General features: G+C 71.1%; 11 protein-coding genes. 8 read left to right on the top strand and 3 right to left on the bottom strand.

Annotated features, from left to right (window positions below; genetic code table 11):
- Window positions 1-190 precede the first annotated feature (190 nt).
- From OG500_RS10985 to OG500_RS10975, 3 genes are read right to left on the bottom strand one after another with little or no spacing between them, the layout of a single operon-like run.
- Window positions 191-382, bottom strand: coding sequence for a ferredoxin (locus OG500_RS10985; protein WP_327066366.1), 192 nt, complete (start codon window positions 380-382; stop codon window positions 191-193).
- 32 nt (window positions 383-414) lie between these two features.
- Window positions 415-1,635, bottom strand: coding sequence for a cytochrome P450 (locus OG500_RS10980; protein WP_329579213.1), 1,221 nt, complete (start codon window positions 1,633-1,635; stop codon window positions 415-417).
- A 48-nt stretch (window positions 1,636-1,683) separates the two neighbouring features.
- Window positions 1,684-2,913: a cytochrome P450 gene (locus OG500_RS10975; RefSeq protein ID WP_327066364.1), complete on the bottom strand. Its 1,230-nt coding sequence runs from the start codon at window positions 2,911-2,913 to the stop codon at window positions 1,684-1,686.
- Window positions 2,914-3,225: 312 nt separating this feature from the next.
- On the opposite strand from OG500_RS10975, the gene OG500_RS10970 reads away from it, so the two are divergent.
- The 8 genes from OG500_RS10970 (at window position 3,226) to OG500_RS10935 (ending at window position 11,595) form a co-directional block, all read left to right on the top strand.
- The gene (locus OG500_RS10970) at window positions 3,226-4,176 is read left to right on the top strand and encodes a proline iminopeptidase-family hydrolase (protein ID WP_329579210.1); all 951 of its coding nucleotides are present in this window, start codon (window positions 3,226-3,228) and stop codon (window positions 4,174-4,176) included.
- The gene (locus OG500_RS10965) at window positions 4,173-5,108 is read left to right on the top strand and encodes an ACP S-malonyltransferase (protein ID WP_329579207.1); all 936 of its coding nucleotides are present in this window, start codon (window positions 4,173-4,175) and stop codon (window positions 5,106-5,108) included. The genes OG500_RS10970 and OG500_RS10965 overlap by 4 nt, the downstream gene beginning before the upstream one ends.
- A 72-nt stretch (window positions 5,109-5,180) precedes the next feature.
- The gene (locus OG500_RS10960) at window positions 5,181-5,432 is read left to right on the top strand and encodes a phosphopantetheine-binding protein (RefSeq protein ID WP_327066361.1); all 252 of its coding nucleotides are present in this window, start codon (window positions 5,181-5,183) and stop codon (window positions 5,430-5,432) included.
- A 36-nt stretch (window positions 5,433-5,468) separates the two neighbouring features.
- Window positions 5,469-6,995 carry an AMP-binding protein gene (locus tag OG500_RS10955; RefSeq protein WP_329579203.1) on the top strand — a complete coding sequence of 509 codons (1,527 nt, stop codon included), beginning with the start codon at window positions 5,469-5,471 and terminating at the stop codon, window positions 6,993-6,995.
- A 31-nt stretch (window positions 6,996-7,026) separates the two neighbouring features.
- Window positions 7,027-8,556, top strand: coding sequence for an AMP-binding protein (locus tag OG500_RS10950; RefSeq protein ID WP_327066359.1), 1,530 nt, complete (start codon window positions 7,027-7,029; stop codon window positions 8,554-8,556).
- Window positions 8,553-9,791, top strand: coding sequence for a type III PLP-dependent enzyme (locus OG500_RS10945; RefSeq protein WP_327066358.1), 1,239 nt, complete (start codon window positions 8,553-8,555; stop codon window positions 9,789-9,791). The genes OG500_RS10950 and OG500_RS10945 overlap by 4 nt, the downstream gene beginning before the upstream one ends.
- Window positions 9,791-10,303: a cobalamin B12-binding domain-containing protein gene (locus OG500_RS10940; protein ID WP_329579200.1), complete on the top strand. Its 513-nt coding sequence runs from the start codon at window positions 9,791-9,793 to the stop codon at window positions 10,301-10,303. Before OG500_RS10945 ends, OG500_RS10940 begins: the two co-directional genes overlap by 1 nt.
- A complete protein-coding gene (locus tag OG500_RS10935) occupies window positions 10,300-11,595 on the top strand; it encodes a methylaspartate mutase (protein WP_329579198.1) in 1,296 nt (431 codons plus the stop codon). Before OG500_RS10940 ends, OG500_RS10935 begins: the two co-directional genes overlap by 4 nt.
- Window positions 11,596-11,631: the final 36 nt, after the last annotated feature.

Genomic DNA, 11,631 nt, shown 5'->3' with positions numbered 1-11,631 from the left:
ATACCAGTCACGCACCGGAGCAGTGGGCTTGACGGCTGGTCACCGTCTTCGCAGCCGCTGTCGCGGACGTCACGGCAGCCGCTGTCACGGCCGTCGCCGCAGCCGCAGCCGTCGGCGCGCACGCGCCGCGCCCCGCCGAACGTGTGGGGCGTTCGGCGGGGCGGTCGGTGGGGGCGGTGACGGCAGCGGGCTACTCGGTGATCTGGATGAGCCGGACCGGGCAGAGCGAGGCGGTCTGCCTGACCACCGTGTGCAGCTCTGCGGGCGGCTCCGCCTGGAGCAGGGTCACGATGCCGTCGTCGTCCTGGTCGAAGACGTCGGGGGCGAGCATGACGCACTGGCCGGCCGACACGCAGCGGTCGGGGTCGACGCTGACACGCATAGTGGGTGTACCTCGCTCTGTCGGGTGAACGGTCACCAGGTGACGGGGAGTTCGTGGACGCCGTAGACCAGCGCCTCGTCCTTGAACCTGAGCTCGGACATCGGGACGGCCAGCTTGAGGCCGGGGATGCGCCGGAACAGGGTGCCGTAGACGATTTCGAGTTCGATCCGGGCCAGGTTCTGGCCGATGCACTGGTGGATGCCGTAGCCGAAGGCGAGGTGGCTGCGGGCCTCCTCGCGCCGGATGTCCAGGGTGTCGGCGTCGGGGAAGACGCTCTCGTCGTGGTTGGCGGAGTTGTTGAGCGACAGGATGCCCTCGCCCGCCTTGATGACGACGCCGTCGAGCTCGATGTCCTCCAGCGCGACCCGGGCGGTGCCGGAGTCGGAGATGCTGAAGAAGCGCAGCAGCTCCTCCACCGCGCCGGGCAGCAGCTCGGGGTCGGCCTTGACGGCATCCAGCTGCTCGGGGTGCTCCAGCAGGCCGAGTACGCCGAGCGAGATCATGTTGGCGGTGGTCTCGTGCCCGCCGACCAGCATCAGCCGGGCCATGGTGACGATGTCGGTGTGGTCGGCGATCGGCTCTTCGCGGTTCTTCTCGATGAACCGGCTGATCAGGTCGTCGCCGGGCTCGGCCTCCTTGGCGGTGATCAGCTTGTCCAGGTACATGTCCAGGCCGACGACCGCGGCGCCGTACTCCTCCGGGCTGATGTCGTGGTTCATCATCAGCGCCGACCACTCCTCGAACTGCGGGTGGTCCTCGTAGGGGACGCCGAGCAGCTCGCAGATCACCAGCGAGGGCACCGGCAGCGCGAGGGCGGACACCAGGTCCACCGGTCCGCCGGCCGCGAGGATCGCGTCGATCCGGGCGTCCACGATCTCCTGGATCCGCGGGCGCAGCGCACGCATCCGCCGGGCGGTGAACTCGGGGATCAGGTAGCGGCGCTGGGCGGTGTGGTCCGGCGGGTCCATGGAGAGCAGCATGAGGCGGACCTCGCGCAGCATCTCCTCGGGGATGTGGAACTGGTGCGGGTAGCCCGGCAGTTTGAGGTTGGAGCTCACGCGGGAGTCGCCGAGCACCGCCTTGACGTGCTCGTGCGTGGTGACCAGCCAGGCGGGCTTGCCGGTGACCTTGAGGACCGCCTGGGAGAGCGGCTCGCTCTCCCGGAGCTTGGCGTACTGCGCCGGCGGGCTGAACGGACAGGTGCGGGTCATCGGGAAGTTCGGCAGTTCGGTGGCCAGGTGGTCCTGGGTCATGGTGCCCTCTCGGAGTCGGGTTCGACTGGTCGGATCAGTCCGTCTGGGTCACCAGGTGACGGGCAGCTCGTACATGCCGTAGACGATGGCGTCGTCCTTGAACTTGAGCTCGGACAGCGGGGCGTCGAGCTTGAGGCCGGGGATGCGCCGGAACAGGGTCTCGTAGACGATTTCGAGTTCGATCCGGGCCAGGTTCTGGCCGATGCACTGGTGGATGCCGTAGCCGAAGGCGAGGTGGCTGCGGGCCTCGCGCCGGATGTCGAGGGTATCGGCGTCGGGGAAGACGCTCTCGTCGTGGTTGGCGGAGTTGTTGAGCGGCAGGATGCCCTCGCCCGCCTTGATGACGACGCCGTCGATCTCGATGTCCTCCAGCGCGACCCGGGCGGTGCCGGAGTCGGAGATGCTGAAGAAGCGCAGCAGTTCCTCGACGGCCTTGGGCAGCAGGGCGGGGTCGGCCTGGACGGCGGCGAGCTGGTCGGGGTGCTCCAGCAGGGCCAGGGTGCCCAGCGCGATCATGTTGGCGGTGGTCTCGTGGCCGGTGACCAGCATCAGCCGGGCCATGCTCACGATGTCGGCGTGCTCGACGGAGGGCTCGGCGCGGTTGGCCGCGATCAGCCGGCTGATCATGTCGTCGCCCGGCGTGGTCTCCTTGATGGTGACCAACTGGTCGACGTACTGGTCGAGTTCGTAGTGCGCCAGGCCGCGCTCCGCGTCGCTGATGTCCTGGTTCATGATCTGGCCGGCCCAGTGCTCGAAGCGCGGGTGGTCCTCGTAGGGGACGCCGAGCAGCTCGCAGATCACCAGCGAGGGCACCGGCAGCGCGAGCGCGGCCACCAGGTCCAGCGGGCCGCCCTTGGCGAGCATCGCGTCGATCCGGTCGTCCACGATCTGCTGGATCCCCGGCCGCAGCGCGCGCATCTGGCGCAGGCTGAACTCGGGTGCCAGCAGCCGGCGCTGGACGGTGTGTTCGGGCTGGTCCATGGAGAGGAAGGTGAGCGGAACGGCCTGCAGCATCTCCTCGGGCACCGGCACCTGCAGCGGGTAGCCGGGCAGCTTGAGGTTGGCGCTCACCCGGGAGTCGCCGAGGATCTTCTTCAGGCTCTCGTAGGTGCTGACCAGCCAGGTGGGCTTGCCGTTGACCTTGAGGACCGCCCGGGAGACCGGCTCGCTCTCACGGAGCTTGGCGTACTGCGCCGGGGGGCTGAAGGGGCAGGAGCGCGGCATCGGGAAGGCCGGCGGCTCGGTGGCCGCGCGGTCCTGGTCGGCAGTCTGGGTCATGGTGCCCTCTCGAACTCACTCGAACGAACTCGCATACGGCGACGAACTCGCATACGTCGGAACCCGCGTGTGTCGTATGCGCGAGCACGCTGATTGGCGCATTCGACCGCTGTTCGCACGTTAGGCGCCCCGGTCGCCGCACCACACCCCCCTGCCGACCCCTACCGTGCGGCCTGCGCGGTCGCCCGGACCGGGCCCCCTGCCGGCCTAGGGGCCGCTAGGGGTCCAGTGGGGCCGTCGCAGCGCGTTAGCGTCGGGACCGGATCACGATCCCGTGCACCCCGAACACGTCTGTCGACTGAGGTGGTTACCGTGCCCCTGGAACCCAGCGCCAAGGGAACCGTCCCGTTCGGGGAGTACCGAACCTGGTACCGGGTCACCGGTGATCTCCACGCGGACAGGCCGGCCGTGGTGGTGGTGCACGGCGGTCCCGGCAGCACCCACGACTACCTGCTGCAGCTGACCGAACTCGCCGAGCAGGGCTGGCCGGTGGTGCACTACGACCAGCTCGGCAACGGCGGCTCGACCCATCTGCCCGACAAGGGGGCCGACTTCTGGAAGGTCGACCTCTTCGCTGCCGAACTGACCAACCTGCTGAACGAGTTGGGCATCGCCGACAACTACGTGCTGTTCGGCCAGTCCTGGGGCGGCCTGCTCGCCGCGAAGCACGCGATGGGCCGGCCGGCCGGACTGCGCGGTCTGGTGGTCGCCAACTCGCCCGCCTCCTACCCGCTGTGGCTCAGCGAGATGGCCGTGCTGCGCGCGCAGCTGCCGCCGGACGTGCAGGAGAGCCTGCTGCGGCACGAGGCGGCCGAGACCTTCGAGTCGCCCGAGTACCTGGCCGCCATGCGGGTCTTCTACGACCGCCACGTGTGCCGGATCCTGCCCTGGCCGAGGGACTTCCTCTCCTCCTTCATGGAGATCTACAACGACCCGACCGTGTACTACACGATGAACGGGCCCAACGAGTTCCACGTGATCGGCACCCTGAAGGACTGGTCGATCATCGACGAACTGAACGCGATCCGGACGCCGACGCTGCTGGTCAGCGGCAAGTACGACGAGGCCACCCCGGTGACGATGCAGCCCTACTTCGACCGCATCCCCACCGTGCGCTGGGAGATCTTCGAGAACTCCAGCCACTGCCCGCACCTGGAGGAGCCCGAGCGCTTCACCGAGGTCATGGTGGGCTTCCTGGCCGAGCTGGCGGAGTTGGCGCAGCCGGCCGAGCGGGCGCTGCAGGCGGGGGAGCGCCGGTCATGACGAAGCGGACAGCGATGGTCTTCCCCGGCATGGGCCCGGCCGCCTTCAACGACGTCGGCCGGTTCATGGTGGCCAACCGCTTCGCCAGGGAACTGGTCGCGGTCGCCGACGAGGTCCTCGGCTACTCCCTGGTGGACGCCTTCCGCGAGGCCGAGGGCGACTACTCCGAGGCGGCCCAGGTGGCCTTCCTGGTCAACTGCCTGGCCAGCGCCGACTGGGCGCAGGACGCCCTCGGCGTCGAGGCCGAGGCCGTCCTCGGCCCCAGCTTCGGCGAGAAGGCGGCAGTCGCCTTCGCCCAGGCGCTCCCGCTGCCCGAGGCCGTGCGGATGACCGCCGAACTCGCGCGCTGCATGGAGGAGTACTTCAGCCAGGAGCACACCGACGTCGTGGTGCTCTCCTTCGTCCGCACCCCCGCGGAGAAGCTGGGTGAGATCCTCGCCGAGCTGGACGAGCAGGGCGAGTGGCACGACATCTCCTGCTACATCGACGAGGGCTTCCACATGCTCTCGCTGCGCGAGTCCCGGGTGGAGTGGATGCAGCAGCGGCTGCGCGCGGTCGGCGGGATGCCGCTCTACACCATGCGTCCGCCGCTGCACTCGGGCGCCTTCGCCGGGCTGCGGGACAAGGCCGAGCGCGAGGTGCTGTCCACCCTGCACTTCACCGACCCGAAGCTGCCGGTGGTGGCCGACCAGGACGGCGCGCTGCTCACCACGGCCGAGCAGGTGCGCACGATGCTGCTGGACAGCATCGTGCGGCCGCTGCGCTGGCCGGACGCGGTGGCCGGGCTCAAGCGGTTCGGCATCGAGCGGGTCTGTGTCGCGGGCCCGGACAGCCTGTTCGGCCGAGTCCCGTGCACCACCGCGAACTTCGAGGTCCTGCCGGCCAACCCCCGGCTGGCGATGACCCCCAGGCGCCGGTCAGTCGTCGCCTGAGCGCCGAAGCGCGGGTCCGCCCGCTGAACGCACCTACTGGAACGCAAGAACACCAACAGTGATGGAGTCGCCATGTGGGACGAGAAGTTCGAAGAGACGCTGCGCCGCTTCCTGCCCTTCCTGCCCCCGGGCGAGCAGTTGGCGAGCGACACCCCGCTGCGTGAGCTGGGCCTGGACTCGCTCGGCACGGTCGAGCTGCTGGGCAACCTGGAGAACGCCTACGACATCCGCTTCCTGGACGACGCGCTGACCCTGGAGACCTTCGAGACCCCCGCCGTGCTCTGGAAGACCGTGTCGGGCCTGCTGCCCGGCACCGCGGCCTGAGGGACGACGGGACATTCGAGCGAAAGGCCCACCACGATGGATGACACCGTGGACCTCGCGCTGTCCGGGCGCTTCCTGCGCGGACTCGCCAAGTCGGCGGACCGCCCTGCGCTGCTGGCCGGCGGGGTCAGCCTGACCTACCAGGAGCTGCACGAGCGCGCGCTGCTGCTGGCCGGTTCGCTGCTGGCGCACCTGCCGTCGCGGCCCGCGGCGATCGGCGTGCTGGCGGGCAAGGGCCCCTCGGCCTACGCGTCGGTGCTGGCCGGCCTGTACACCGGGATCACCATGGTCCCGCTGCAGCCGGCCTTCCCCGCCGCCCGCACCCGGCAGATGATCGAGGCGAGCGGGGTCGGTGCGCTCATCGCCGACGACGGCTCGCTGCCGGCGCTGGTCGGGCTGCGGGAGGAGGGCGTCGACCTCCCGGTGCTCTTCGCCCCGGGCGGTCAGCCGCAGCCGGCCGTGCCGCTGGCGGCGGGCAGCGCGCTGTCCGCGCCGGTGCCGGTGCGCGGCGAGGACACCGCGTACGTCCTGTTCACCTCGGGCTCGACCGGCCGGCCCAAGGGCGTGCCGGTCACCCACGCCAACACCCACCACTACTTCGGCCTGCTCGACGAGCGGTACGACTTCGGTCCCGAGGACGTCTTCTCGCAGAACTTCGACCTCAACTTCGACTGCGCGATGTTCGACCTGTTCTGCGCCTGGGGCGCCGGTGGCACGCTGGTCGTTCCGCCGCCGCAGGCCTACCGGGACATGCCGGGGTTCATCGCCGACCAGGGCCTGACCGTCTGGTTCTCCACCCCCAGCGCGATCGCGCTGGTGCGGCGGATGGGGGGCCTGGGGCCCGCCAGTATGCCCTCGCTGCGCTGGAGCTTCTTCGCCGGCGAGGCGCTGAGCTGCCAGGACGCGGGCGACTGGCTGGCGGCGGCACCGGAGTCGACGCTGGAGAACCTCTACGGGCCGACCGAGCTGACCATCACCGTCGCCGCCCACCGCTGGGCGGGCGAGGAGGCGCTCAACGGCATGGTGCCGATCGGCTCGGTGCACGGCGGACACCAGGTCCTGCTGCTCGACCCGAGCGGCGAGGACAGCGCCGTCGAGGGGGAACTGTGCATCGCCGGGCCGCAGTTGACCGCCGGGTACCTGGACCCGGGCGACGACGCGGGGCGGTTCTTCGACCGCGGCGGTCGGCGCTACTACCGCACCGGGGACCGGGTGCGCCGGGCGGACGGCGGCGAGCTGCTCTACCTGGGGCGGGACGACGCGCAGGTGCAGGTGCTGGGGGTGCGGGTGGAGCTGGCCGAGGTGGACGCCGCGGTTCGCAACTGCCCCGGCGTCCAGGACGCGGTCACCGTGGCGGTGGCGGCCCAGGGCTCGGTGGAGCTGGCGGTCTTCTACACCGGCGAGGTCGTGCCGCCCGCCCGACTCGCCGGCGACCTGAGGAAGGTGCTGCCGGTGGCGATCGTCCCCAAGCGCTACCAGCACCTGTCCGAGTTCCCGCTCAACTCGAACCGGAAGATCGACCGCAAGCAGCTCGCACGCCAGGCCGCGACCACATCCGAGTGAGGCCCAAAGATGGAGAGGACGTACACACGCCGTGAGTCGTAACGCGATACCGCAGGCCGAGCCCGCCGTGCTGGTGCACGGGGTGCTCGACGAGGCGACGGCGGACGCCGCGCCCGGTGCCGTCGCGGTCGGCGACCGGGACGGGCGCTGGACCTACCGCGAGCTCAGCGAGCACAGCCACGCGGTCGACGCGTGGCTGGAGGCGCGCGGCGTGCGCGCCGGTGACCGGGTGCTGGTCCAACTGCCGAGCAACCGCGCGCTGGTGGCGCTGTTCTACGGCACGGCCCGGCGCGGCGCGGTGCTGGTGCCGCTGAACCCGGGCATGAAGGAGTACCACCTGCGCTCGGTGCTCGCCAACGCCGAACCCCGGCTGGTGATCGTCGCCGACGAAGCGGTGGACCGGATCGCCGGGTTCTCGCCGGCCCCGGTGCTGGGCTTCGGCGCGGTCTGGCCCGAGGTGACCGCGCTGCAGGGCGCCGGCGCGCGGGCGGCCGTCCAGCAGGTCGACGCCGACGAGGTCGCCGTCCTGGTCTACACCTCCGGCAGCACCGCCGCGCCCAAGGGCGTGATCTGCCCGCACCGCCAGATGGTCTTCGCCTCCCGGGCGATCAACGAGGAGCTCGGCTACCGCCCCGACGACGTGGTGTTCTGCCGCTTCCCGATCTCCTGGGACTACGGGCTCTACAAGATCCTGCTCGCCGCGCTCGGCCGCTCCGAACTGGTGCTGGCCGACACCGACTCGGACCTGGTGCTGCTGCGGCGGATCCGCGAGAGCGGCGCGACCGTGGTGCCGATCGTGCCCTCGCTGGCGGCGATGATCTGCTCCCTCGCCGAGCGCGACCCGGGCGGCTCCTCGAAGGTGCGGATGTTCACCAACACCGGTGCCGCGCTGCCGAAGACCACGGTGGACGCGCTGCGCACGGCGTTCCCCGGCGCCGAGGTGATCCGCCAGTTCGGCCAGACCGAGTGCAAGCGCATCTCGGTGCTGCCGCCCGAGTTCGAGGACAGCAAGCCCACCTCGGTGGGCCGTCCGCTGCCGGGGACCAGGGTGCTGATCCTCGACGAGGACGGCAACGAGGTGCCCACCGGCGCGGCCGGCGAGATCGTGGTCGAGGGCCCGCACGTGATGCCCGGCTACTGGCGGGCGCCCGAGCTCACCGCCAAGGCCTTCCGCACCGACCCGGTCACCGGCCAACGGCGGCTGCACACCGGCGACTTCGGCAGCGTGGACGAGGACGGGTTCCTCTACTACGAGGGCCGCCGGGACGACATGTTCAAGCGCAAGGGCGTGCGGATGAGCACGATCGAGATCGAGGCGGCCGCGACGGACATCCCCGGTGTCCAGGCCGCCGCGGTGCTGCCGCCGACCGAGGGCCGCGACCTCGCGATCTGCGTGGTGGGCGAGCTGGCGCCGCACACCGTGCTGCGGGAGCTGTCGCTGCGCCTGGAGCCGGCCAAGGTGCCGGGCCTGTGCCAGGGGGTCGACGAGCTGCCGCTCACCCTGCACGGCAAGCACGATCGCAGGAAGCTCGCTCTCCTCTTCGAAGGGACCACCCCGTGACCGGCTACGCCGAGCTCGCCAAGCGCTTCGGTACTCCGTCGTACGTCTACGACCTGGACCGCATCGCGGCTGCCCGACGCGACCTGTTCGCCGCGCTGCCCGAGGAGGTCGAACTCTTCTACGCGGCGAAGGCGAACCCGCACCCCGAGCTGCTGCGCGAGATGCGCGCCGGCGAGGGCCGGCGCTGCCGGGCGGAGATCAGCTCCACCGGTGAGCTGGCTGCGGTGCTGAAGGCCGGCTTCGGCGCCGACGAGATCCTCTACACCGGCCCCGGCAAGACCGACGAGGAGCTGACCGAGGCGCTGGGCGCCGGGGTGCGGCTCTTCTCGGTCGAGTCGCTGGGCGATCTGCGCAACATCGGCGCGGTCGCCAGCCGGCTCGGCACCGTCGCCACCTGCCTGTTGCGGGTCAACAGCGCCAACGCCAGCGCCACGTCGAGCATCCGGATGACCGGCGTGCCCTCCCAGTTCGGCTTCGACAGCGAGACGCTGCCGGAGCTGCGCGAGCAGCTCTTCGACGTGCCCGGGACGGACGTGGCGGGTGCGCACTTCTTCCCGCTCAGCAACGCCAAGGACGAGGCGAGCCTGATCGGGGAGTTCCAGCACACCATCTCGGTGGCCGCCCGGCTGCAGGACGAGCTCGGCACCCGCTTCCGCTTCGTCGACATCGGCGGCGGCTTCTCGGTGCCCTACGCGGTCAGCGGTGAGCGGCCGGTGTACGGCAACCTGCGCGAGGCGATGGCGGGTTCGCTGGACGAGTGGTTCCCCGGCTGGCGCAGCGGCGAGGTGAGGTTCGCGGTCGAGTCCGGGCGCTACCTGGTGGGCGACAGCGGCACCCTGATGGTCGGCGTGGTCAACCTCAAGGAGAGCCGCGGCCGGCGCTTCGTGATCCTGGACGGCGGGATCAACACCTTCGGCGGCATGTCGGGCCTGGGTCGGATCATGCCGGTCTCGGTACGCCTGGACGACGAGGGGATCCCGCTCGAGCAGATCGCCAGCCTGGTCGGCCCGCTCTGCACCCCGGGCGATGTGCTCGGCCGCGACATCGAGCTGCCCGCGCTGGCGCCCGGGGACGTGGTGAACATCCCCAACGCCGGTGCCTACGGCCCGACCGCCAGCCTGCTGATGTTCCTCGGCCGCCCCGCACCGACCGAGATCCTGGTCCGCGGCGAGGAGTTGGTCTCGGTGTCGCGGATCGAGCACACCCGCGCCTACGAGCTCGGCCAGGAGCTGTGATGCCGCTGCCCGCCGAGCAGGACAGCACCGTGCCGGCCGAGCGGCGCGAGCCCGCCGCCACCGGGTCGGACAAGCCCGCGGTGGTCAAGCGGGACGCGACGGTGATCGTCGCGGGCGGCACCTCCGACTCGCACACCTGGAACCTGGTCTTCCTGCAACTGCTGCTGGAGGAGCTGGGGTTCGACGTGGTGAACCTCGGTCCGTGCGTGCCCACCGACCTGCTGGTCGCCGAGAGCCTGGCGCGGCGCCCGGCCCTGCTGGTGGTCAGCAGCGTCAACGGGCACGGCTACCAGGACGGCATCCGGATGATCGGCAAGGTGCGCGAGTGCGCCGAGCTGAGCGCCCTGCCGGCGGTGATCGGCGGCAAGTTGGGCATCGCCGGTGCCCAGAGCGCCGAGCAGCTGGCCGAGTTGATCGCCGCCGGCTACGACGCGGTCTTCGACGACGGGGCGGAGGGAATCGCCTCCTTCCAGCGGCTGCTCGACTCGCTCCCGCAGCGGGTGCTGACGTGAGCGGGGGCGGGTTCGGCGGGTTCGGTGCGTTCGTCCGCCGGGCGCACCAGGCGGGTGAGCTCGTGGTGCAGCCCCGGATGGGGATGAGCGACCCGGAGCTGATGCGGGCCGGACTGCTGGCCACCAAGGGCGCCGCCGGGCGCACGGTCGGCACCGTCACGCTGGACAGCTACACCCGGGTGAACGACCTGGAGTCGGCCGAACTCGCCCTGCTGGAAGGTGTTTCGCTCAACGGCTACCCGATCGTCAGCCACGACCTGGAGACCACCAGGCGGGTGCTGGACGGGATCCACGGCGCGGACTTCCCGGTGCAGGTCCGGCACGGCTCGGCCGCGCCGCTGGCCATCTTCCGGGCGCTGATGACGGTGGGACTGGACGCCTCGGAGGGCGGCCCGGTCTCCTACTGCCTGCCGTACGGGCGGATCCCGCTGCACGAGTCGCTGGCGAACTGGGAGCGTTCCTGCGACCTGTTCAGCCGCCTGCGCGAACTGGGGCGGGAGCCGCACCTGGAGACCTTCGGCGGCTGCATGCTCGGCCAACTCTGCCCGCCCAGCCAGCTGGTGGCGATCAGCGCGCTCGAAGCGCTCTTCTTCCACCAGCACGGGCTGCGCTCGATCTCGGCCAGCTACGCCCAGCAGACGCACCCCGGTCAGGACGTGGAGGCCGTGTTCGCGCTGCGCCGGCTCTGCGCCGAGCTGCTGCCCGACACGGACTGGCACGTCGTCATCTACGCCTACATGGGCGTCTACCCCACCACGGCGCGCGGATCGCTGGCGCTGCTCGGCGGTGCGGCCGAGCTGGCCGCCGCGACCGGCTCGGAGCGGCTGATCGTGAAGACCGTCGCCGAGTCCGTGCGGATCCCGACGGTGGCGGAGAACGTCAGCGCGCTGGAGCACGCGGCGGCGCGCGCGGCCCGCACCGAGCGGGTCGCCGACGACGGCGGCGACTCGCAGACCTACGCGGAGGCCGCGGCGCTGGTCTCCGCGGTGCTGAACCTGGACCCGGACGTCGGGCGGGCGATGCTGCTGGCGTTCCAGCGCGGGTACCTGGACATCCCCTACTGCCTGCACCCCGACAACCAGGGGCGCACCCGCAGCTACCTGGACGGGGAGGGGCGGCTGCGCTGGGCGGACATCGGCAGGCTGCCGCTGGCCGGGGTGGTGGAGGCCGGCGAGTCCCACACCGTCACCTCCGGCGAGCTGCTGGGGTCACTGTCCTACATCCGCTGGAAGTTCGACAACGAAGCGATTGCCGCCGGGCAGAGCCATGCGCTCGCCGGCGGTGCCGCCTGAGCCGGCCGGGCTCGGGAGCCGGGCGCTGAGAGCGGC

The sequence above is a fragment of the Kitasatospora sp. NBC_01250 genome, assembly GCF_036226465.1.
GTDB lineage: Bacteria > Actinomycetota > Actinomycetes > Streptomycetales > Streptomycetaceae > Kitasatospora.
The sequence above is the reverse complement of the archived record's forward strand: the minus strand, read 5'-3'. Positions and strand labels throughout refer to the sequence as shown.

Coding starts and splice junctions, on each gene's coding strand:
- OG500_RS10985 (WP_327066366.1), bottom strand. CDS start 382: ATGCGTGTCAGCGTCGACCCCGACCGCTGCGTGTCGGCCGGCCAGTGC.
- OG500_RS10980 (WP_329579213.1), bottom strand. CDS start 1,635: ATGACCCAGGACCACCTGGCCACCGAACTGCCGAACTTCCCGATGACC.
- OG500_RS10975 (WP_327066364.1), bottom strand. CDS start 2,913: ATGACCCAGACTGCCGACCAGGACCGCGCGGCCACCGAGCCGCCGGCC.
- OG500_RS10965 (WP_329579207.1), top strand. CDS start 4,173: ATGACGAAGCGGACAGCGATGGTCTTCCCCGGCATGGGCCCGGCCGCC.
- OG500_RS10960 (WP_327066361.1), top strand. CDS start 5,181: ATGTGGGACGAGAAGTTCGAAGAGACGCTGCGCCGCTTCCTGCCCTTC.
- OG500_RS10955 (WP_329579203.1), top strand. CDS start 5,469: ATGGATGACACCGTGGACCTCGCGCTGTCCGGGCGCTTCCTGCGCGGA.
- OG500_RS10940 (WP_329579200.1), top strand. CDS start 9,791: ATGCCGCTGCCCGCCGAGCAGGACAGCACCGTGCCGGCCGAGCGGCGC.